The sequence below is a fragment of the Chloroflexota bacterium genome (assembly GCA_034717495.1).
In the GTDB taxonomy this organism is placed as follows: Bacteria; Chloroflexota; Anaerolineae; order JAAEKA01; family JAAEKA01; genus JAYELL01.
This window is the reverse complement of record JAYELL010000020.1, coordinates 24,539-48,545: the sequence shown is the minus strand read 5'-3', so window position 1 is coordinate 48,545 and position 24,007 is coordinate 24,539. Positions and strand designations below refer to the sequence as shown.

14 protein-coding genes are annotated in these 24,007 nt (G+C 58.2%); 10 read left to right on the top strand and 4 right to left on the bottom strand.

Annotated features, from left to right (window positions below):
* Positions 1 to 591 precede the first annotated feature (591 nt).
* The 9 genes from U9R25_04520 (at position 592) to U9R25_04480 (ending at position 17,464) form a co-directional block, all read left to right on the top strand.
* The gene (locus tag U9R25_04520; GenBank protein ID MEA3335150.1) at positions 592 to 3,249 is read left to right on the top strand and encodes a PEP/pyruvate-binding domain-containing protein; all 2,658 of its coding nucleotides are present in this window, start codon (positions 592 to 594) and stop codon (positions 3,247 to 3,249) included.
* A 286-nt stretch (positions 3,250 to 3,535) separates the two neighbouring features.
* Entirely contained in the window at positions 3,536 to 4,597 is a 1,062-nt protein-coding gene (locus U9R25_04515; protein ID MEA3335149.1) for an ABC transporter substrate-binding protein, read from the top strand.
* A gap of 197 nt (positions 4,598 to 4,794) precedes the next feature.
* Positions 4,795 to 7,083 (top strand): iron ABC transporter permease, encoded by a 2,289-nt coding sequence (locus U9R25_04510; protein MEA3335148.1) that lies wholly within the window; start codon positions 4,795 to 4,797, stop codon positions 7,081 to 7,083.
* 19 nt (positions 7,084 to 7,102) lie between these two features.
* Positions 7,103 to 8,179: an ABC transporter ATP-binding protein gene (locus U9R25_04505; protein MEA3335147.1), complete on the top strand. Its 1,077-nt coding sequence runs from the start codon at positions 7,103 to 7,105 to the stop codon at positions 8,177 to 8,179.
* Positions 8,180 to 8,303: 124 nt separating this feature from the next.
* On the top strand, positions 8,304 to 9,260 hold the full coding sequence (locus tag U9R25_04500) for a class II fructose-bisphosphate aldolase (GenBank protein MEA3335146.1): 957 nt from the start codon (positions 8,304 to 8,306) through the stop codon (positions 9,258 to 9,260).
* Positions 9,261 to 9,313: 53 nt separating this feature from the next.
* Complete coding sequence (locus tag U9R25_04495) at positions 9,314 to 10,366, top strand: class I fructose-bisphosphate aldolase (GenBank protein ID MEA3335145.1); 1,053 nt, start codon at positions 9,314 to 9,316, stop codon at positions 10,364 to 10,366.
* A gap of 262 nt (positions 10,367 to 10,628) precedes the next feature.
* The gene (locus U9R25_04490; protein MEA3335144.1) at positions 10,629 to 12,824 is read left to right on the top strand and encodes a transporter substrate-binding domain-containing protein; all 2,196 of its coding nucleotides are present in this window, start codon (positions 10,629 to 10,631) and stop codon (positions 12,822 to 12,824) included.
* Positions 12,825 to 12,857: 33 nt separating this feature from the next.
* On the top strand, positions 12,858 to 15,425 hold the full coding sequence (locus U9R25_04485) for a transporter substrate-binding domain-containing protein (GenBank protein ID MEA3335143.1): 2,568 nt from the start codon (positions 12,858 to 12,860) through the stop codon (positions 15,423 to 15,425).
* Between the two features lie 926 nt (positions 15,426 to 16,351).
* The gene (locus U9R25_04480; protein MEA3335142.1) at positions 16,352 to 17,464 is read left to right on the top strand and encodes a hypothetical protein; all 1,113 of its coding nucleotides are present in this window, start codon (positions 16,352 to 16,354) and stop codon (positions 17,462 to 17,464) included.
* Positions 17,465 to 17,629: 165 nt separating this feature from the next.
* On the opposite strand, the gene U9R25_04475 is transcribed toward U9R25_04480, so the two are convergent.
* On the bottom strand, positions 17,630 to 18,904 hold the full coding sequence (locus U9R25_04475; GenBank protein ID MEA3335141.1) for a multiheme c-type cytochrome: 1,275 nt from the start codon (positions 18,902 to 18,904) through the stop codon (positions 17,630 to 17,632).
* 427 nt (positions 18,905 to 19,331) lie between these two features.
* Between U9R25_04475 and U9R25_04470 the strand changes: the two genes are divergently transcribed.
* Positions 19,332 to 20,468 (top strand): hypothetical protein, encoded by a 1,137-nt coding sequence (locus U9R25_04470; GenBank protein MEA3335140.1) that lies wholly within the window; start codon positions 19,332 to 19,334, stop codon positions 20,466 to 20,468.
* Positions 20,469 to 20,525: 57 nt separating this feature from the next.
* Here the strand turns inward: U9R25_04470 and U9R25_04465 are convergent, their stop codons facing one another.
* The 3 genes from U9R25_04465 to U9R25_04455 are packed head-to-tail and all read right to left on the bottom strand — an operon-like array spanning position 20,526 to position 23,984.
* Positions 20,526 to 21,896, bottom strand: coding sequence for a TAXI family TRAP transporter solute-binding subunit (locus tag U9R25_04465; protein ID MEA3335139.1), 1,371 nt, complete (start codon positions 21,894 to 21,896; stop codon positions 20,526 to 20,528).
* Positions 21,897 to 21,916: 20 nt separating this feature from the next.
* A complete protein-coding gene (locus tag U9R25_04460) occupies positions 21,917 to 23,149 on the bottom strand; it encodes a Yip1 family protein (GenBank protein ID MEA3335138.1) in 1,233 nt (410 codons plus the stop codon).
* A gap of 4 nt (positions 23,150 to 23,153) precedes the next feature.
* Positions 23,154 to 23,984, bottom strand: a complete 831-nt coding sequence (locus U9R25_04455; protein MEA3335137.1) for a YIP1 family protein — start codon at positions 23,982 to 23,984, stop codon at positions 23,154 to 23,156.
* Between the last annotated feature and the right edge of the window lie 23 nt (positions 23,985 to 24,007).

Below are 24,007 nucleotides of genomic sequence, written 5' to 3'. Positions count from 1 at the left end.
CTGGACTCCCGCCCTGCTTGCGCCCGCTCCTTCCGGTCCTGCGGCCATCCGGAGTCCTTCGGAGGAGCGCACACCACGGCACGCCAGCACGCCACGCCAGCAGGCGGTGCGTGAGCTAGCAAGCTAGTTAGTACAGCTTGGCGTAGATAAACATACAGTTAAAGACCGTCCCTAACTCTAGTGAAGGACCTTGATAACTGCATAGTTATTTAGCCCGAAGTGTACTGGTACGAGGTAAGTCGCCACCCTTCGACACGGTCCCTCGCAAGCTCGTGACCTGCTCAGGATGCCGACTGATTTGTCCCTGGCCGTCCCAACGGGACACGCGCATCCTGAGTAGGCCGCCGCGAGGCACGACGCCAGCGGGCGGTGCGTGAGCTAGCAGGCGGACCGAGAGGTAGTAGATGTACCAGGAGGTACGCGGGGATCCATACTTGTCTACTTGTTTCCTTGTCTACTTGTTTCCTTGTCTACTTGTCTACTTGTCTACTTGTCTACTTGTCTACTTGTTTCCTTGTCTACTTGTTTCCTTGTCTACTTGTCTACTTGTCTACTTGTTTCCTTGTTTCATTGTCTACCCGGAGTTATCCAGTGCACATTCTACCCATCGACTCTGATACCATCACCCTGACCAATGCCGGCGGCAAGGGGATCAATCTGTCCCTCATGTCCCGAACCGGCCTGCCCGTGCCGGGTGGTTTCATCGTCGCAACAGACGCCTATCGCGCTTTTGTGGAGGACAATGCCCTGCAAGGCCCGATCATGGAGGCGCTGGCCGCGACCAATATGAAAGACCCGGCCGCTTTGCAGGAGGCCTCCCGGGCCATCCGCGCCTGTTTCGCCGCCGGCCAACTATGCCCCTCGTTGCGCAGGGCGCTGAGCGACGCCTACGCTAATCTGGGCAAGCCCGCGGTGGCTGTTCGCTCCTCTGCTACCGCCGAAGACCTGCCCGACATGAGCTTTGCCGGACAGCAAGATACCTTCCTGAACGTGGTGGGAGAGCAGGCCCTGGAAAAAGCCCTGGTCGACTGCTGGAGCAGCCTCTGGACCGCCCGCGCCATCGCCTACCGGCAACGCAACGCCATTCCGCAAGAGGATGTGGCACTGGCGGTGATCATTCAACATATGATCGAGAGCGAGGCATCGGGAGTCCTGTTCACCGCCAATCCCCTCACTGGCAAACGCACCGAAACGGTCATCGATGCGGTCCTGGGCCTGGGAGAAGCTTTGGTCAGCGGGCAGGTGGAACCGGACAACTACATCGTCGATAACAGCACGAGCGCGATCCTGGCAAAAACCCCTGGCGCCAAGGCTGTGACGATCCGGGGCAAGGAAGGTGGCGGTACCATCACCACTGCCATCGACGGCAACCGGCAGGCCCTGCCCGATGCCGCAATCGTGGAGCTGGCACGCCTGGGTCAGCAGATAACACAAGAGCTCTATGCCGGTGTTCCCCAGGATATCGAGTGGGCCTGGGCCGATGATCAACTGATCCTGCTGCAATCCAGGGCCATCACCTCGCTTTTTCCCCTGCCGGATGGCATGCCACCGGAGCCGCTTCAGGTCATGTTTTCGCTGGGCCACGTGCAGGGGATGCTCGACCCTTTCACGCCACTGGGGCAGGATACCCTGCGGCTGGTCCTGCTTTCTCTGGCGCAGCTCTTTGGCCGCCATCTTGAACTGGAATCCCAGCGCGAGGTCCAGGTGGCAGGTGAGCGCCTGTGGGTGAACTTCACCCCGGCCATGCGGCACGCCCTTTTCCGCCGGCTGGCGCGCAGCTTCCTGGGCTACATCGATCCTGCCGCGCGCCAGGCCCTGGATTCCCTGTGGGACCATCCCCAGTTGGCGCCGACCCGCCGGGGGCTTGGCCTCAGGGCGGTCCGCCAGCTATCCGGAAACCGTGCAATGATCGCCCTGTTCATTCGGGCCATGCGCCACCCCGATGAACAGCGCCAGGCCGCTACCAGGGCAGCTGAGGCCGGGCTGATCGACGCCCAGACGCGCATGAGAGCGGCAGGTACGCTGGCCGACCGGTTGGCCGTCTGGGACAACCTGAATTCATTTTTCCCCGACACGCTGGCTCCGATAATCTTTCCCAATCTGGCAGCGGGCATGGCATCCTTCTTTCAGCTTCGCCGTTTGGTGAGCAATCAGTTCGGCAGCGACCAATTGGCTCTGGAAGCTGCCCGGGGCCTGCCCCACAACGTCACCACCGAAATGGACCTGGTGTTATGGACCGTGGCCCAGGTGATCCAGGCCGACCCGCCAAGCAGCGCGCGTTTCGCGGCCGACGATGCTAAAACGCTGGCTGAGGACTACGCCGCGGGCAGCTTGCCCCTCGCGGCTCAGGCAGCCATTGCCGCCTTTATGGACCGCTACGGCATGCGAGGCGTGGCGGAGATCGACCTTGGACGGCCCCGCTGGCGCGGGAAGCCGGCCCAAATCATGCAGGTGATTCAGTCCTACGTTCAGATCGACGACCCAACGTTCGCGCCCGATGCGGTGTTCCGGCGGGCAGACTGGGCAGCCCACCAGTCCATCGACCGGATTGTCCGCGGGATCAGGAATCCCTTCAAAGCCAGATTGGCCCGCTTCTTCGCCACCCGCATGCGCGCGTTGGCTGGACTCAGGGAATATCCGAAATTCGCCATCATCCGGCTGATGGGCGTCGTGCGTGAAGGCGTCCTGGAAAGTGGCAACGAACTGGTTGCCGCCGGGGTCCTGAATCGGGCTGAAGACCTGTTTTTCCTGCGATATCGGGAACTCCAGGCGTTGGCGGCCAACCAGGACCGTGACTGGAAGGCTCTGGTCGCCGAACGCCGCGCCCGTTACGAGCGGGAAACGATGAGAGCCCAGGTTCCCCGGCTATTGCTCAGCGATGGCACAGCGTTCTACGAGGGTATCGCTGCCGCGCAGGACCAGGATGGCGAGGGTAGCATCACGGGCACACCGGTCTCCCCGGGAATCGTCGAGGGCATCGTTCGGGTGGTATTCGATCCCCATGAGACCATGCTGCTCCCGGGGGAAATCCTGGTCTGTCCCGGCACCGACCCGGCCTGGACTCCCCTGTTTCTGGTGGCCGGGGGGCTGGTCATGGAGGTCGGGGGGTTGATGACCCACGGCTCGGTGGTGGCCCGCGAATATGGTATCCCCGCCGTAGTGGGCGTTCACCGGGCGACCAGTCGCCTGCAAACAGGCCAGCGGATCAGGGTTGACGGATCGACCGGCGTCGTCACGCCGTTGGACTGAAACGAACGAAACTTCTCAGGTGCGACGCACTTGGTGTAGAAAATCCAGTCGACTTGAATGTCAAGCCGAAAATAACCACTTGGAGTCATACGAGCAAGTGCGTTGCAGCTTATGCCTGAGCAGTTGCAAGCGGACTTGCTTTAACCAATTGTTAACCGTATAATAACACGTGGTCACCGGTTTCTTCGTCAAGACAGTACCTCTGCACCCGCTGAAGAAACCAGAGACTTATCTTGTCCAACCCCAATTCACACCAGTATCCGATCGTTTCTTCAAGGAGGAAAAAATGTTCACCAAACGCACCTTGATCCTGATGGCCATTTTGGTGGCTGCCGGGATTCTGCTCATGGCCTGTGTGCCCCCGCCACCCCCTGGAGCCCCACAACAGTCATCCAGCAACACGCTGAACCTGCTTTGCACCCCCCAGGTGGAATGGTGCGAGGGCATGGAGGGTGAGTTCGAAGCTGCCCATCCCGATATCAACGTGGAGTGGGTACGCATGTCCAGCGGTGAAAGCCTGACCCGCCTGCGCAACGAAAAGGAAAACCCCCAGTTCGACATCTGGTGGGGTGGCCCCATCGATAGCTTTATCGCAGCTTCGGCCGAGGATTTGCTGGAAACCTACGACAGCCCCAATCATGCCAATATCGTCAACAAGGACCTGATGTTGAGCTCCGAAAATCAATGGGCCGGCATCTATGTTGGTTCTCTCGGTTTCGCCACCAACAGCGAGTGGCTGGAAGAGAATCCTGACATGGAAGCACCGAATGCCTGGGACGACCTCCTGGCAGAGGAACTTGCAGGCCAACTGATGGTTGCCCACCCCTCCAGCTCGGGCACCTCCTACACCGCCCTCTGCACGATCCTGCAGGTCAAGGGTGAAGAGGAAGGCTGGGAGTTCCTGAGGGACTATGCCGGCCAGGTCAACCAGTTTACCAAGAGTGGCTCGGCGCCAGCCAGTTTCGTCGGTGGCGGAGAGGCCGCGGTGGGCATTGTTTTCTCCCACGATATCGTGAAACGGATCGAGGATGGCCTGCCTCTGGTGCTTTCCTTCCCTGAAGAGGGTACCGGTTACGAGGTCGGCGGCATGGGTATCGTCAAGGGTGCCAAGAATCTGGAGAATGCCAAGAAGTGGTACGACTGGGCCCTCGAACCTGCAACACAGGAAATTGGCCCCAAGTATGGCGCTTACCAGGCACCTACGGTCAAGGGCGCAACACCTCCGATGCCGGAGCTGCTCGAGGTCAACCTGATTGACTATGACTTTGTGTGGTGCGGCGAGCACAAGAAGGAGTTCGTAGATCGCTTCACCAACGAGATCGCCGGCGCTGCGGATCTGAAAGAGTAATCAATCGACGACAGGGATGGCGGGAGCGCAGTACTGCGCTCCCGCCATTTCCTATCGGACCAGCACCGCGATGCCGTGATAACGTGATAAATGGTACGTCGCACTTTTCTCAACTATTGTGACATGGTGCGCCAGGCGCTGATTCGCCCTGTTGCCCTGTTGCCCTTTCGCCATTCGCCAGCACTTCTTTTCGCCCCATGACATCAAACTGGCGCGAGTCGCTGAAACAACGCTATCGGGAGATCCAGCAGATCGGCCGCGATCCTGTATTGATGGTCGGCCTGCTGATCAGTACAGCCTTTGTGTTTCTCTTTATCGTTTGGCCCTTGCTGCGGGTCGTCGTGCAGGGTTTCTTCGAATTCGGCACAACCAGGGTCTCCCTCGAATACTTCGGCCGCTACATTGATCCCTATTTTTCCCGACACAACTGGAACACCGTACGCGACACCATGATCATGGGCCTGGCCACGGCCACAGGTGGCACATTGCTCGGTTTCATTGTGGCATTCACCCTGGTACGCTGCGACTACCCTTTTACTCGCGTCTCCCATGCACTCTCCTTGATCCCCACCATCTCTCCACCCTTCGCCATTGCCATTGCCGTCATCCTGCTGTTCGGTCGCGGCGGATTGGTCACAAGAGATATACTGGGGATCGAATTCACCCTGGGTGTCAATGATATCTACGGGCTCGATGGACTGGTCTTCGTCCAGGTCATTACCTTTTTCCCCGTGGCCTATCTGATCATTCGCGCCATGCTGGAACGACTGGATCCCTCCATGGAGGAGGCAGCCCAGAGCCTGGGAGCCGGCAAGCTGCACATCCTGCGCACCGTGACCTTGCCCCTGCTGATTCCCGGTTTTGCCGGATCCTTCTTACTGCTCTTTGTCGAATCGTTGGCTGATCTGGGCAACCCGCTGCTGCTCACCGGCACCAGGAATGTCCTCTCCACCGAGATCTTCCTGGCAGTCAACGGCGAATATAATCAGCAAAAGGCCGCTGCTCTCTCGTTGGTATTGCTGATTCCGACCCTCACCGTATTCATCGTTCAGCGTTATTGGGTCAGCCGCCGCTCCTACGTCTCCGTGACCGGGAAGCCGACGGGCGGTCAGCTGCAGATTGACGCCTGGTACATTCGCTGGCCCTTCGTGATCCTGACGACCCTTGCGTTGATCCTGGTAGCAGTTCTCTATGCAACAATAGCCCTGGGATCATTCACCCGCCTTTGGGGCGTCGACTACTCGCTCACACTGGAGAACTACCGCATTGCATTCGACCGGGGGTTTGAAGCCATTCTGGACACAACCTTCCTCTCGGCGGTAGCCACGCCAATTGCCGGTGTTTTGGGCATGATCGTTGCCTTCCTGGTGGTGCGCCGCCAGTTCTCCGGAAAAGAAGCCCTCGACTTCACATCGAATCTGGGTGCCGCCGTTCCGGGCACGATCCTGGGTATTGGCTTCATCATTGCCTTCATCAGCCCACCCCTTGCAGCCCTGGTTCTCGTTTTCCTGGCATTCCTCTATTACCTGATGAGCAACCTGAATACCCCTGGATCAGCAAAAGTGATTGCGCTGGCCCTCGGTGTGGTTCCCGGGTTAGCCCTGGGCCGATTCCTGACCGGATGGGCCGGTGAGTGGTATGTAGCCATCGCAGCCCTGATCCTCGGTATCCTGTTGTTGATAGTGGCCTGGTTCAGCGTGCTGCCCAAGCATCGCCGGGCAGTGGTCCTGTTGCTCCTGGTTGTCGGTATCGGCCTGTTTCTTTATGTGGTTGGCACCTTTCCAGCCAGTGCGTTGTCTTCCTGGGGCCGTTCTCTTGGCGGTAAAGCTGCCGACCTGGTCACCAGTATCGCCGATTGGATCGACGTCTTCACCCAGGTACCGCTGCCACTACATGGACTGTTGCTGATGGCAATCGGCGGCTATGTGATGAGTCGCGTGCTGCCTGGACGCCAGGCCCTGTTCTCAGCACTGTTACTTGCAATCAGCACCATGCTGATCTTTGCCGGCGCACCCCTGGCCCTGGTAGGGACATCGTACATCATCATCGCCGCCTACGCGGTGCGCAGCATGCCTGCCTCCCTGCGCGCTGGTGTGGCATCGCTCCAGCAGATCGATCCCGCCATCGAGGAGGCCTCGACCTCCCTGGGCGCCGACTCGCAGGTTACCTTTCGGCGAGTCACCCTGCCCCTGATCGCTCCTGCCTTCCTGGCCGGGCTGATCTTCGCCTTCGCACGGCACATGACATCACTCAGTGCTATCATCTTTTTGACCACACCAAAATGGCGCATCCTCACCGTGCAGATTCTCAGTGAGGTTGAGCAGGGTGGCCTCAATATCGCAACCGCCTACGCCATGATCGTGATTTTCATCGTATTGATTGCCATCGGCCTGTTCTACCTCATCATGGACCGGGCCTACAGCTCTGACCTGGATATCGATCTTCAGGAGATTGGCGGCGTCGACCGCCAGCTCTCTTCCGAATAGGAATCTCGAGCATAGTCCCATGAGCTATCTATCACTCCGAAATTTGGTCAAGATTTTCCCCGCCCGCGGCGGCAGTGGTGAAGTTGTCGCTGTCGACCATGCCAATCTGGACATCGAACAGGGTGAGTTTATCACCTTGCTCGGCCCCAGCGGCTGTGGAAAGACGACAACCCTGCGACTCATTGCAGGGTTCGAGTTCCCCACCGAAGGCGAGATCATTCTTGACGGCTCAGACGTAGCCCCATTGCCCCCCGACAAAAGGCAGATGTCGATGGTTTTCCAGTCCTATGCCATCTTCCCCCATCTGAGCGTCTACGAAAATATCGCCTACGGCTTGAAGATTCGCAAGCTCTCCACCGATGAAATCAACCGACGGGTTGCCGAGGTTCTGGAACTGACCGAGTTGACCGGCCTGGAAAACCGGGCGCCCAACCAACTCTCAGGCGGCCAGCAGCAGCGGGTCGCTCTGGCCCGGGCCCTCGTTATGGAACCCAAGGTGCTGCTACTGGACGAGCCGCTGAGCAACCTGGACGCCAAGCTGCGCGAGCAGATGCGCACCGAGTTGCGCCGCATCCAGCAGCAATTGGGCATCACGTCGGTCTATGTTACCCACGACCAGGTAGAGGCAATGGCCCTGTCCGATCGGATCGTGGTCATGAACCTGGGCGAAATTGAACAGGTAGGACCACCCTGGCAGATCTATCGGCAGCCAGCCAGCAGATTTGTGGCCAACTTCATTGGCCGTGCCAATTTCGTGGACGCCACCGTACTGGGCACTGAAGACGGCAAGCTTTCATTGAGCGCGCTGGAGGGCAAGCTGCAGGTGCCCCTGCCGGACACGCCCCGCCAGCCCGGCGAGGCCGTTACACTGGTCGTCAGGCCCGACGCTATCCGCCTGGTTGAGAACGACGGTGAGTTTATAGGCACGATTCGGCGCTCTACCTATCTGGGCGACCAGGTCGAGTACGAGGTCGATGTGGCTGACCAGACCATGGTGGCCGTCGAAAGCGACCCCCGTCATGTTCAGGTCTATCCCCCGAACAGTCAGGTCGGTGTAGACTTCCTGGCCGACGCTATCTACCTGTTGCCTACCTGATCAAGCGTCGTTTTTTTGGACATCCCCCACAGTCCGTGCTATACTCATTTCGTGTTTTCTGGAACGGGTCAGGTACAACATGCCGGCCCCTTGTTTTTGTCGCGCGGAAGTCGAGGTAGACATTGTGATCGTAACCACCGCAGAGCTATTTGAGATCGCCTACGGAAAGTTCGCCATAGGCGCGTACAACATCAACAACATGGAACAATGCCTGGGTCTTTTCGAGGGAGCCAGGCGAGCCGAGGCGCCCATGATCATCCAGATCTCGCGGGGTGCGCGCAGTTATGTCGGTCAACCCACCATGCTGGAAGCCATCATCCGGGCGGCTGAAGCCATCTATCCGGAGGTTATCTTTGCCGTTCATCTGGACCATGGCGACGAAAAAACCTGCTACGACTGCATAGACTCCGGTTTCTACAGCTCGGTCATGATCGATGCATCCCACCATCCCTTCGAGGAAAATATCGCCATTACCCGTCGGGTTGTCGAACGCGCCCACGCCAGGGGTATTAGCGTCGAGTCTGAACTGGGAATGCTGGGCGGTGTCGAGGAAGACATCAAGGTCGACGAAAAGAACGCCATGTTGACCGATCCGGATGAGGCCGAGCAGTTCGTCAAGCGCAGCGGCTGCGACTCCCTGGCGGTGGCCATCGGCACCAGCCACGGCGCTTATAAGTTTAGCGGTGGCCAGGGGCTTCACTTCGATCGGGTGGCTGAGATCCAGAAACGGCTTCCCGGCTTCCCCCTGGTGATGCATGGCTCGTCGTCGGTTCCCCAGGAGGAAGTCGAGCGGATCAATGCCGCCGGCGGCGCGCTCGATCCTTCTGCAAAAGGGGTGGATGAAGACGAGTTTGCCAAAGCAGTGCCGCTCGGCGTTACCAAGGTCAACATCGATACCGACGGGCGCCTGGTCTGGACACGGGTGCATCGAGAGTTCTTCCGCGATCACCCCGAAGTGTTCGATTTCCGCAAGCCTGGCGTTATCATGATGGACGAGTATGCCAACTTCATCGTACATAAAAGCGAAAAACTGGGTTGCGCAGGTCGGCTGCTCGAGATAAGGGCAATTCTGGGCACCTGAGATCAAATTCATTGAGCTGCGAATCCCGCAGCCCGCATTAAGGAGCATAGATAATGACAGCAAATATTCCTGAACTGCTTGGTAGCGAGGCAGACAGTCTGCTGGAGTTCGATTCCCCCAAGATCTCCAGGGACCGCTTGCACCTGCCCGGCCCCGACTATATCGACAGGTCCTTCTCCCAGACCGATCGCTCACCGGTAGTGCTGCGCAACCTGCAGACGTTGTACAACACCGGTGGCCTGTCGGGAACCGGCTACCTTTCCTTCCTGCCGGTGGACCAGGGCATCGAGCATTCGGCGGCAGCCTCTTTTGCCCCCAATCCCGACTACTTCGACCCGGAGAATATCGTCAGGCTTGCCATCGAAGGTGGCTGCAACGGGGTATTCTCGACCCTGGGTGTGTTGGGTGCCGTTTCCCGCAAGTATGCCCACAAGATTCCTTTCATGGTCAAGATCAACCACAATGAACTATTGACCTATCCTCCCATCCATGACCAGAATCTGTTTGCCAGCATTGAGCAGGCCTTCGACCTGGGCGCGGTCGCCATCGGCGCCACCATCTACTTCGGGTCCGAGGATTCCCGGCGCCAGATCCAGGAGGTCAGCGAGGCCTTTGCAATTGCCCACCAGTTGGGCATGGTCACAGTGCTCTGGGCCTATCTGCGTAATTCCGCCTTCAAGAAAGATGGCGTGGACTATCACCTGTCTGCTGATCTGACCGGCCAGGCCAACCACCTGGGCGTCACTATCGAGGCGGACATCATCAAACAGAAGCAGGCCGAAAACACCGGCGGCTACAATGCAATCGGCTTCGGTCGCACCCACCCCAAGGTCTACAGCGATCTGAGCAGCGATCACCCCATCGACCTGGTTCGTTACCAGGTGGCCAACTGCTACATGGGCCGAATTGGCCTGATCAACTCCGGCGGCGCATCGGGCGAAAACGACCTGGCTCAGGCCGTGCGCACCGCGGTGATCAACAAGCGAGCTGGCGGCATGGGCATGATCTCCGGCCGCAAGGCCTTCCAGCGGCCGATGGCCGAGGGCGCCCAGTTGCTTCGGGCGATCCAGGAGGTCTACCTGGACGACTCGATCACCGTCGCCTGACGTTAAATTTTCGACGGGGCCGCGCCTTTTTTGGCCGGCCCCGTTGGTTTATGCCCCGCCCACTCCCCGCCCACCAGCATGGCCGCGCGATCGCCCCAACCCGTTCTGAACACACCAAAATGATTCGGCCCAGCGCACGTCTCGATTTGTCAAGCCGTGCCAGGTGCCGTAAAATGTCGTGGTCGGATTGACCCGAAATCCGCCATTGACTGCTCGATCCCGCCGGTATGCGAAACACAGCGAACTATTAGGAGAATCACCCATGACCCCTAAACGTTTTGTCGTCCTGCTGTTGGTAATCCTGACCTCCCTCTTGCTCGTTGCTTGCGGCGCCACGCTGACGCCGGTGCCGGTCGATACGCCGGTGCCCGTGGAACCTGGCGAGCCAGCGGATACGCCGATACCGCCGGATGGCGCCACTGGCCAACCGGAGGATGCGTGGGATCGCATCCAGGAAAATGGTACCATGGTCGTCGGCATATCCGTCGATTATCCCCCCTTTGAGTACTACAATGAGGAATTCCAGGTCGTCGGTTTTGATCCAGCCCTGATGAAGGAAATCAGCGATATCCTCGGCATTGAAATCGAATTCAAGGATATTGCCTTTGATGGACTGGGAGATGCCCTCCAGGTCGGGCAAATCGACGCCGCAATCGCGGCCATCTCGGTAACGCCCAAGAGAGAAGAAGAGTTCGACTTCAGCCACATCTACTTCGTCAGTGAGGATGCCTTCATAGCCGTTCAGGGATCGGGCATCGGTCCCATCACAACCGTGGAAGATCTGCACGGGTATCGGGTAGGCGTTCAAAAGGGTTCGGTTTATCACGACTGGTTGGAGGAAAACCTGGTCGAAACCGGCCGAATGGCATCGAGCGATCTGTTCATTTATTCCGATATCGAGCAGGGGTTTCCGGACCTGGACGAGGGTCGCGTGGATCTGTTAGTCATGGACTTGCCGCCGGCCCAGTTGGCCGTCTCTGCCAACGACTATGAGATTGTGGCCCAGGGACTCCACCGGGAACGTTACGCCATCGCCATGACCAAAGGGCAGAACACCTTGCGCACCCGAATCAATCAGGCGTTGATTACCCTTCAGAATGAGGGCGTGGTTGCCGATCTGGTCCAGGAGCACCTTCACATCGAAGAGAAGGATATCCTGCCCCCTCCCACGCCAACACCGATACCACCGACACCTACGCCGGTACCCGATCAACCAACCCCGACGCCCACGCCGATTCCCCGCTGCCTGGACAGCATGGGCTTCGTGCAGGACCTGAGTTTCGACGACCACAACATGACGGCGCCACCGGTGATGCAGCCAGGCCAGCTCTTCAACAAGGGCTGGCGCGTCCGCAACACTGGCACCTGCACCTGGGATAGCAGGTACACACTGCGATTTGCCGATGGTAACCAGGCGGGTGCACGCATGGGCGGCGAGACGATGAACGTGGATGGCGTGGTAGCGCCCGGTGGCACCTACGACTTCTGGGTGAGCCTGGTGGCTCCCTTGCGACCCGGTGTCTACCAGGGCATCTGGCAGATGCATAACGATCTCAACGAGGCCTTCGGCGAAAGAATCTGGGTTGGCATCCAGGTGCCTGCCCCGGCAACACCCACACCTGTTGCCACCCAAACCCCGTCACCGGACCTTCAGTTCTCGGTCGACCGGACCAATATCAATCAGGGTGAGTGTGTCACCTTCTCCTGGAACGTGACCAACGTCAAGGAAGTTTACTTCTACGCGGAAGGCCAGAATTGGCAGAACAACGGCGTCGCCGGACAGGGAAGCCGCCAGGCCTGTCCAAACCAGACGACAACCTACTACCTGCGGGTGGTCAAACAGGACAACTCGGTAGAAACCCGGCAGATCACAGTCTACGTCAACCCGGTGAGCAATGCGCCCAACATCACCCGCTTCACCGTCGATCCCGGCGGCTCCCTGCCTGTTGGCACCTGCGTCAATCTTCAATGGGAGGTCCAGGGCGACGTCAGCAGGGTGTTGCTCAAACGCAATAACGATATTCTCTGGGATGGCGCACCGACGCGCGGCAATTTCCAGGACTGTCCAACCGGGGTCGGGGATAAGGCCTACATGCTGGAAGCCAGTGGACCAGGCGGCACCAACCACGCCACTCAAAATGTAAACATCTACCAGCCACAGGCGCCGCCCACACCGACACCTGTGCCGCCGCCCGTACCACAGCCAGTCATCCACAACTTCACCGTGCAACCTTCGACGATCTCCGTCAACCAGTGTGTGACCGTGGCCTGGAGCACGGGCGGAGGCACCGAACACGTTCGCATCCGGCGCAACGGAGCGACCGTGCAGGACAACGCCGGGCACAACGGCTCGCTGCAGGACTGTCTGGGCAGTACCGGCGCCTATGTCTACGAGATCGAGGCCAGCAACCGTGAAGGCACCACTATCGGACAGGAAGCCATGGCAACGGTCCAGTAAAAGAAACCAATGATCCAAGGAGGTCACAAAACGATGAAATCGATACGACATCTTTCCCCTATCCTGTTGCTGCTGCTGGTAGCTCTCGTGCTGTCGGCTTGCGGCAGCGCCGCCGAGCCGACGCCTACCCCGACCCTGGTGCTGCCTGATGAAACGCCAGAAGCGGGGCTTCCGCAGCGCGGGGATGCATGGAAACGAATTCAGGAGGCCGGTACCATGATCATCGGTACCTCGGTCGACTACCCGCCATTCGAATACTACGACGACAACTACCGGGTTGACGGCTTCGACATGGCTCTGATCAGGGCCATCGCAGACAAGCTGGGTGTCGAGGTGGAGATCAGGGACATCGCCTTCGCCGGCCTGCTCGATGCTGTATTGCTGGAACAGGTCGACGTAGCCATCGCGGCCATCGACGTAACTCCCAAACGAGAGATGAAGGTCGACTTCAGTCACATCTATTTTGTCAGCCAGGATGCCTTTGTCTCGGCCGAGGATGCTAACATCGGTAAGATCAGCGATGTTAGCAATCTGGCCGATTACCAGGTCGGCGTCCAGCGAGGCTCTGTCTTTCAGGACTGGCTGGAGGATGAACTGATCGAGACCGATCTGATGGATCCGACCAACTTGTTCGTCTATGGCCAGATTGAGCAAGGTTTTCCCGACCTGGAAGCAGGACGAGTCGACCTGTTGGTGATGGACCTGCAACCGGCCCAGGTGGCCGCAGAGCAACCTGGTTTCGTCGTCGCAGCCAGCGGACTCAACAGTCAACGCTACGCTATCGCTATGCCCAAGGGTGAGAACAGCCTGCGCACGCGCGTCAATCAGGCAATGATCAGCCTCAAGAACGATGGCCTGATTGTCGACCTGGCCCAGGAATATCTCTCTGTCCATCCTGATCACATCCTGCCGCTGCCCTCGCCCACCCCGGTACCGCCCACGGCGACCCCGGCGCCCGAAGCGGCGACCCCTACGCCACGGCCAGATTGTGTTGCCGGCGCGGCCTATGTCAGTGACCTGAACTACGATGACCACAATATGCAGAATCCCCCGGTGATAAATCCTGGCCAACCCTTCCAGAAGGGCTGGCGGCTGCGCAATTCGGGCACCTGCACCTGGGACAGCTCCTACTTCATGGGCTTTGACCATGGCAACCAGCCTGGCGCCCGCATGGCAGGTGAAAACACCGCCGTCAAGGGTGTTGTGCAACCCGGCCAGACCTACGACATGTACGTCGACTTGGTAGCACCACTGCGCCCCGGGATTTACCAGGGCTTCTGGCAAATGCACAACGACGAGGCGCGGGCCTTCGGCGAGCGGGTCTACGTAGGTATCCGTGTACCGTCCGGAGCAACCCCCACCCCGGCACCGACGCAGACACCGACGGCAGATATCAATTTCAGCGTCGATCGCGACCATATCAAGCAAGGGGAATGTGTCACCTTCTCCTGGAGCGTCAACAACGTCCGGGAGGTCTACTTCTATGCCGACGGACAGAACTGGCAAAACCATGGCGTAGCAGGCCAGGGCACTTCATCGCAATGCCCCAGCCAGACCACCACCTACTATCTGCGGGTCGTGCTCAACGATGGCTCAGTTGTAACGCGCCAGATCACCATCTATGTGGAATCGGTGGCCAATGCACCCGATATCAAACAGTTCAGCGCCGATCCTGGGGAAATCGCGGTCGGACACTGCACCACCCTGCGCTGGGATGTCCAGGGCAACGTGAATCGGGTGAACATCAGCCGCAACAACGTCTCCCTCTGGGACGGCGCACCCTTCCGCGGCAGCTACCAGGACTGCCCACCCGGCACCGGCACGATGAACTACGCCCTGGAGGCAACCGGCACGGGTGGTACCAGCCGTGCAACGAAAAATGTGAACGTTGTCGATACGCCGGCTACCCCCACGCCTGTTCCCACCTCAGAGCCGCAACCAGTGATCAACGCCTTCACGGTGACGCCAAGCAAGATCAACGTCAACGAGTGCGTGCTCGTCGCCTGGAGCACCAGCGGTGGCACAGACCATGTCCGTCTATACCGGGCAGGCAATGTGGTCCAGGACGATGCAGGCCTGCAGGGGCAGATCCAGGATTGTCTGAGCCAGTTGGGTGACGTGATCTACACCCTCGAGGCAAGCAACCGGGTCGGTGCCAGGGTAACTCAGGACGCCAGTGTCCTGGTCGAACCCGAACCTGTACAGCCAACGGTGGAACCGCCGACACCGGTACCGCCGACTGCCACGGCAGTGCCACCGACCGCAACACCTGAACCGCCAACACCGACACCGCAGCCGCCAACCGCGGTGCCGCCACCGGTGATCACCAGCTTTTCGGCAGTGCCCTCCGAACTCGCACCACAGACCAACTGCACCAACCTGTCATGGACCTATCAAGGGTCCGACATCGCCGCCGTCTGGCTGAGCCGCAACGACCAGCAGCTGGCCGGACCCGACGCCCAATCGCCCTATCAGGATTGCCTTGACCAGAGTCTGGCGGGGCAGGACATGGTCTATCAACTGAAGGTCGACGGAGAGTTTTCCGGATCGGCGACGCAACAGCTGGTCGTTCCCTTTAATCAGGGGCCCCAGCCGAAATAAGCACGAGCTGAAATAAACGTTAATCCCGAAGGCGGAGTGGCACTCTTCTTGCGAAGGCAAGACAGTGCTGCCCCGCCTTCGTGGACTCAAGCAGCCCCCTTTAGGCGCTTACGGCATCAACATCGACAACTTTTTGTCGATAATGCGCTCATTGAAGCGCTGTGCTGGCTAAACTGCCCCGAAGGGGCCTCATCTTCCGAGCGCAGTCTCGGACGATGTGTAGTGCCTTACGAGTCAGATTCTTGCACACTGGGCAAGAAAATCAGCCACAAACCTAACAAGAATGTACCGCAAACCTTCGGCGCAGAGGTCGCTGATCTTTTTTCGATTGATCTGCGATTATCTGCGTTCATCAGCGTCATCTGCGGTTCATTCAGGTCTGCGTTATCAGCGTTCCTCTGGCTTGTCCAGGTTAGGGTCCAGGCGGCTTATCAGCTGGGTTTGCGCAAGATCAACCCGGCTAACCCAGAAAAATGGGGACTTCGTACAGCCTCGACTCCCCTGCATATGGAATGTGCCGTGATCTTCAGGATCATTCATACTGCAAGGAACCTTGAGATGCTTCGGCAACCCTCAGTATGACATAACCGCGACTCCTTAGCGGCTCCTCCGTTATCCTTCATGTTTCAGGATCATTCGTATTACAAGAAACAGGACATAACGGAAGTTTCTTTGGAAAATGGCTACGCAGAGCCTGGACTCCGCAGCACAGTTGGAATTACTGAAGCGAATTCACCTGACTTGAAAAAATCGCAAAGATCGCCTATAATGGGGCGGATAGTTGCAGACAGTTATACTGATTCGGATTATGTAAATTGAACCATGGCTGCTAGCCATGGACGGGAGGATCAAAAACGGCTCGTGCAGTGCCATCCCGATTGGGCTGAACACCGCATAGGAGCCGATCATAAGGAGGACATCGCACCATGCATCGCCGACTTTCACCACTGCTCCTGCTCATCGCAGCCACCCTCCTGTTGAGTGCCTGTGCCACACAGCCTGTCCTGGTACCGGAATCGCCCAACGACTCATTTTCCACACAGCCCGAAGGGTCCATCCCTTCCAATCAGCCGGCAGAATTCAATCCTCAGGCCGACCCGGTCCTGGGCACCGTCACCCTGGGAGGTGAGAATAAGGTCTGGCTCGATCCCACCTTGGTCAGTATGTTGAGCGGAGTCAGCCAGGGCCCCAGAATCGATGCCAGTCAGTTGAGCGAGGACTGTGCCGGTATCATTCCAGTTCGACCTGACGTGGTCCTGGATTGGACCCGCGACGATTATGTCGAATCACTGCGCATCTTCTTCCTCAGTGCAGGCGACCCCACCATGGTCGTTGTGACCCCCAACGGTGATCTGTTGTGCAGTGACGACCTGAATTCGCTCGTGCTGGACCCCTACATCGAACTTCAAGATCCTATCGAGGGCAAGTACGCAATCTTCATGGGCGGATACGAGGAGAACGCCGTGGAGCCAGGCTTCCTGGTCTTCTCCACCCAGGAACTGTCGCCCGCCAACCTGGATGTTGCCCGCTTGCTTCCACAGCAGAGCAATAGAGCGGCCTTCGGTGTTCCGCTGCCCTCGAGGGTCCTGGAGGCGGAAACAGCTCCCCAGTCCAGATCTGCCATTGCCATCATCGATGCCGAGCTCACCCCCTTCCGGCAGGAAATGGCAGGCGGCGGCGAACTTCCTGCCTTTGATATCGACCTGAACAACGAGCTTTGCACCGGCTATGTCGACGCGGCACCCTCATTCCGCTTCAACTGGACCGGCACCAGCGAGGACCTGATACTTTTCTTCGAAAGTGAACAGGACTCCACACTGGTTGTCATGTCACCAGACGGGTCATTCGAGTGCAGCGATGATCATGAGGGCGCCGACAACCTCAATCCGGCTGTGAATCTGGATCCGATCCCCGGCATCTATTCCGTGTGGATCGGAAACTACGCCCCTGGTATTGCCGCGGACGGCACCCTGACCATCGCAACGACGCCAGGACTGGAACCGGAAGTTTTGACTGGTGAGATGATCACGAGCCAATGAACCGGGAGAGCGTCATCCAATCCGCGGGTCGCTCAAGGCCGACTCCGATCGTTTTCTGACCAGATGCCGCCAGCGCACCAACGAAGGTGCTATCCAACCAAAATGAAAGGCAGGTAGGACATGGGTCCTACCTGCCTTTTTGACCTCCTTCAGTTCCCCTTGGCATTACTGGATAACGTGATAGTCGGCAGCCCTTTCGCTTAACTCGGCATCCGTCTTGGGGGTTGCAGATCCACCCTCCACGTGACAGTGCCGGCAGGCGAAATTCAGGCCCAGCTGCGACAGCGCAACGGTGCCATCCTCGTTGAACTGCCCAATCTGGTTGGGATCGATGGCCATCAGATGGGTGCGGAGATCACCGGTGAACATTTCGGCATTGCCAACCGCGCTTTTGGTTACACGCGGCATGTGGCAGTCGATACACTGAACCTCAACTGCCTTGTGTACCTCGGAGTTCTGATCCTCGACGTTATCGAAGTGACAGTTCTCGCAGGTAGTGCGAGTAGTCTGTTCGCCAGCCTTGCGCAACTGGATCACGCCGGTATGGGGATCATGGCAAACCACACAGTCGATGGTAACGTGCTTGCTCTGAAACAACTCCTCGTACTGCTCATGGTGTTTGATGAAACCACCCGATGCGTCAATCGTTTCAGGCACACCGCGGAAATGGCAACTTCCACATTGCTCTGAATCGCGGTCGACTTGCATGGCGACCCCATAGGGATTGTCGGCATGCAGGCTGCCAGGACCGTGGCACTCCTCGCAGTGAATGCCAGGCTCGGACCAGGTACCGACAATACCTGGCAGGTCGTCCTGGTTCCCTTCGGGACGGTATCCTGTCGTATGGCAGGTGCCGCAGTCATAGGGCTTGTTTTCCTCACCTGAGTGATAGGTGACCCAACCAGCCTCGTTGCCGACAACCGGGTTTGCATAATTGTACTGGTTGAGGTAGTCTGCATTACCCGTTTCACCCGGTGCATCGGTGATGATAAAGCCATCCTGGTTCATGAAGCGAGCCTTCCAGTTGTACCCGCCTATGACATAGCTGATATCATCCCATGTGTATCCCTCAGGTAACTCCGACAACTCGGTGAACGGATACTCAGGAGGCTGCCCGTCGACAACCGGATTCAGCTTAAAAGGGTGGCCGGACATATTGAATACTTCAGCCACTTCAGTGTGACAGGTGGCACAAGTCTCGGCGCCCACGTATTCGGAGCCAAAGACAGCTGCTGTGGCTTCCCCTTCAGCCGCAGCACCTGCTGGGCCAGCCGGTCCGGCAGGACCAGGTTCACCGGCAGCGCCGTCGGCTCCGGCTGGCCCGGCCGGACCCTGTGGACCCGCTGGTCCTTGGACGCCAGGCGCAGCCACAGGCGCCTGACAGGCGGAAATCACCATCACAAGGATTAAAACTGCCACCAACAGTAGTTTTCTGGACACGATAGCTTCCTCCTTCTTGGAACTGAACAGGGCAAAAACAACCATGATAAGGACCTGGCACTATCCAGGGCAGAGGGGGGTGAAGCCGGCAGAAAAGGTCCACCCAGACCCTCCGGGATATCCCAGGTCCAACGGGTAGTGGGACTATTCACATAATACAATAATCTATCGCAGTTTTCAAGGGTCAATATGCGTTAATTTTGTTTTTGTTTGTGATCTGCCACAATTTCCCTCAACAGGCAACGAAATCTTCGTCCAGGAGCCTTGTCGGCACGGGTTGACCGTCGGGCGATCGTCCACGGTCATCGGTGTTGCAGCGGAATGCGAGGGATTGCGGGCACCATAGGGATCACTTACCCCTGCCCTTATCCCATTCATGCCGGCGACAAGTGGTCAGGGTTTCCGTTCCAAACGGAGGTAAAGTCAATTGATATTCTCGACACAAGATGGCGCCATTCGCTCGCCGGTCAGGCGAGCCCATGCTGAGACCTATCTGCTTATCTCCCTGGCAGCCTTTGCCGGTTCGGTGATGGTTACCCGGCTGTTCCTGGAATTGACCGGCTTTCCCCAGTTGGGCAACGACGTTCTTCATGTTGCCCACGCCCTCTGGGGAGGATTGCTGCTGCTGGTTGGCGTGCTTCTGCCACTGATTCTCGCCAATGGATGGGCGCTTCGTCTTGGTGCCCTGTTGAGCGGCCTGGGTGTCGGCCTGTTTATCGACGAGGTAGGCAAGTTCATCACCCGGACAAACGACTACTTCTATCCCCCAGCTGCCCCACTGATCTATGCGGTGTTCTTGCTGATGGTCCTCTTGTTCCTCTTCGTGCGCCGGAAAGGAGACCCGAATCCCCGGGCGGAGATGTACCGGGCCCTGGAAGGATTGGCAGAACTGATCGACAACAATCTGGACGAAAGGGAATTGGAGCTGCTACTGCTGCGGCTCAAGGACGCGCAGACGGCCGAATTGCCCCACGTGGCAGGACTGGCCAAAGCGCTGAACAGCTACTTGAGCCAGACCGAAATCCCACTGTTGCCGGCCCGCCCCTCGCTCTGGCACAGGTTCGAGGCGTCTGTGGATAACCTGGCCCTGCGCATCGGCCGTGCTCCCATGCGGATGCTAATCCTGATGGCACTGTTGGTCCTGATCGCGGGTTCGATGCTCACCGCCCTTAGCCTGGTGATCGGGATTCTCGTCCATGATGAGCTGGCACAGATCTGGCAGACCGCTGTCTTCTCACGGGTGGATGTGCAGAGTGGTTTTTGGTTAATCGCCAGGGTCTTGCTCGAAACCCTGGTGGGTCTCATCTCACTGGCAGGAGTGATCTTGATCCTGCGCGGGCAGGAACTGCGCGGTGTGCACGCGGCCAAACTCGCCCTGCTTCTTTCCCTGACCGGTGTGATCCTGATGTCCTTCTACCTGGACCAGTTCAGTGCCATCTTCAAGGCACTGCTCCAGTTCGGCACGATATTGCTGCTGATGGTCTACGAGCGGCGGTACCTGTTTGATCCTCAAGAGGTGCGGGGACACTACCCGAAGCCAATGGATTATGATGCCAAACCATGAAAATGGTTTGGCTCACGGTGCTTGCGAAGCAGCGGCGACCCCTGGTTGGTAATCTGTCTAATCTGCTTCCGTTGTCGTGGCAAAATCGGTCGGTTCCTGTTCTTCCTGGGCCGATTGTTCCGCTACCAGAGCTGCCCGATCGGCTTCTAAATACTCGATCACCTTCTCAATGTGAGACCGTAAGAAATAGACGTTTCGCATGTGGCCCAACGAGACGTTGACCTCTTCAGGGACCCTCGATTCCATCTCGTTCAATTCGGCGATTGTCGCGTCAAGCTCGTCGAGTGACATGCTATCGGCCTGCAATTCAATGGCCCGGATCTTCTTGTACCAGCGGTTGATCTGATTTCGCATGTAAAATTCAACCAGCAGCGAACTCCGTCCGAGCAAGGGCAGCGCAATGAAAAGGATAGGAAGCAGGAAGAGATAATAGCGGTCGATGAGCGCGGCCGCCCAGAAGGGCAGCGTCTTGTCCAGGGTCGTTTCGCCAGAACGCAACCGCTCCCCGTACGCCAGCTCTTCGGGATGGATCGGCAAATCCACGTATGCGAAATTGGGAAATTCGAGGCGCTCTTCGAACAAACCACCCTCCCGATGGGTGAATACCATGGCCAGTGTCAACAAGCGCATGAGGTCAGGATGGAATTCCTCCCGAACGACGATATTGGCTGCAGTGGCGATCATATTTTTGTCTTCGGTCGGCAGGTTATCTTCCAGATCAATCGCTCCCCGAGGTAAGACGATGCGAGCCAGGTAAGGATACATGGCATGGTAGGCGTCTACCCGTGCCATGTTCATCAAGTCGACATCCCGATTCCTCAACAAGGTCTGCACAGTGGCCGATTCGGGCGAGATTACGGCAAAGACAACGTCGACATCTCCGGCAGTGAGCAAATCAACTGCATCGTGCAAGGGAACTTCAACGAGGGTCGCGTTTTCAGCTGTAATGCCATTGTCCTGCAAGAGGGTGCGAGCCAATACTTGGGTGCCACTGCCCGCTTCACCGATCGCGATCTTAAGACCATCCAGTTGATCAAGACCGGTAAGTGGCTTGGCCGACTTGATATCAGTTCGGTAGAACACCCAAACTGGTTCGAAATAGATGCTCGCCAGGGATTTTAACTCGTCCGGGTCGGCATCTAGCGCCGTACCACCCTGAATAAAGGCGGCATCCACCTCACCCCGCTCCAGCATATCTAAAGCTTCAAGGGAGCCGGCCGTTGGCACGATTTGCAGGTCAAACCCCCTTTCCACTGCAATTTTGCGATACGCCTCGGCCGTCTGGTGGTATCCCCCCCCTTCCCGCCCGGTAGCCATTGTAAATGACTTTGGAGGGAAAGAACTGTATATCCAGTAAACCAGCAGACCAACAAGGCTGATGCCAATTAGGACGGCGATCGGGATAATGTTTCTTTTGATCCAGTCCATACGTTAGTTATCCAAAAAAACTAGCCGCTGAAAAGATAGCCCATCACCACGAACGATAGGAGCGGCACGAAGACGAAAAGAACGATCCAGGTCAACAGAATGGTCGCAGCGGAGCGCCACGCGCTGAACTCATGGGTTACTTCCAGAGATTTCACCAGTACGAAGAGAGCCCAGCCCCAACCCACCAGGGCGAGCAGTTGGCCAAAGTACTCAAGAGCAATGGCGGCAGAGACCGGCATAACCAGGTCCATGGGAGGAATCAGGCTCACCATCAATAGTACCAGGGGGGCTGACGCCAGCGCCACCGCTGCCAGATGCTGCGAGATGGTGCCCTTGCCGCCAAGGGATTTGGCCGTAAGCATGCCGGCAAGCGCAAAAAACATCCAGCTCGCCATCAGATTAAAGGGCGTCGAAAGCCAGCGACCGATCGTCCTGCTAACTCGGCTGGCGGGATTGCCCAGGGGAGGTTGCAGCGCCTCCGCCGTCTGCTCCATACGGGCCAGAAGGCCATTGACCTGGCCCGGCATGGCTGCAATCGATTGCGACCGTTCTGCCAGATCGACCGCAGGCATCGCGACACCGTCAAGCGCCTGGCCAATCCGCTCGGGCGTCACGACAACCTTTGCCAGGAAGGCAAACAACCCCGGCTGAAGCGCGGAAATTGTCTCCAGCATTCCGGCCGGCCGCTGCGCCACCAGGCCTGAGGTCTCGGGTGATTCGGTGGCCAGTTGTGCCGCAATCTGGGCCAGCCGTCCCGAGCTAATCCCAGTTTGGCCGATCACCTTGCTCAGGCTCTCCCCGGTGACACCCTGTTCCGCCAGGAAGCTGGTAACACCCTCTGGCGCGCCCGACAGTTCTGCCAGGCGGGCGCCCAGTTCCTCAGCAGAGATATCGGCCTGATTAAGCAACTCATGAACGTGCTCAGGCAAGACGGGTGCCCGATTGGGCAACATCTCATCGAAGCGAGCCTCAAGCGTTTCCATAGTAGCCTGAGCCAATGAGTCCGCGAGGGGGGACACCACCTGGTGGTCGAGCCGGTCGACCTGAACCATAGTCTTCTCCAGAAAATCTGCAAGAACCGGTTTGTCCAGTTCTGCCGGCAGACCGATCCAGTACCCAAGGCCTGCTATCAAGCCCACAACGATTAGCAATTTAACCGCGCGTGCAAAGCCATTTGAAGACTCCCTGATCTCTTCGAATGGCTCCGTGCGCAACTGCAGGATGTCAGAGTAAAAACGTAACGATGATTTCATAGCCCTATCCCCACAGAATGCCAAGGATGCGCAGCGAGTGCAGGATATCGTTGACAAACGGTATCTGGTTGAGCCCAAGGGCAACGGCCAGCAGTACCAGAGCTGTCAGGATAATCAGACCGATCAAATATGGTAGCAGAACGATCGCCAGGCCATATCCCGGCGATAACCCATAGGTGCATTTAACGGCCAGATACTTCAGGACGAGGATGGCCAGGAACACCAGGAGCGGTGAAATGGAGGCCCCAGGTATCATGGGAATAATGGTCAATAAGATCGGTGTGTAAGCCAGAGCCAGCACACCCAGGAACTGTCCCAGGCTTGCCTCGCCGCCAAACCAGCGGGCAATCAGGTGGGCAGTTAAGCCAAAAAGTAGCCAACTGATCCCTGTGATCACCAGGAACGTGACCAGGGCACCGATTCCGGCCGCAGAGGGGTAACCGGTGGCTACCCTGACCAGCTGCCATATCCCGTCGTAAGCCTGTTGGAATTGGTCCGCGAAACCGGGATCGGCGGCGACCTGGTTGGCATACCAGGTCCATTCTGTCAACGCACTCTCCATACCTCGCTGTATTTCATCGACGCGGGGCATCGTAAGCCAGCCCAGGCCCATGCCTATCAGTCGGGCTACCAGCACCGCGATCAGCGACAGCAGCAGGACCACGAAACCACGCGATAGCGCATTCGGATGCTCACGTACGGCCAGGTAGGCTTGCTCATCCATCAGCAAGGCCCGTTGTGCCAGCACCATGGGCTTGCCTGCCATCTCCCACCTGGCAAGCGCGAGTTGTCTGGCCTGTTTCCCGCCCGACGTTTGCTCAGGAGACTCTGTCATGATACATCACTCCCATTTGAATC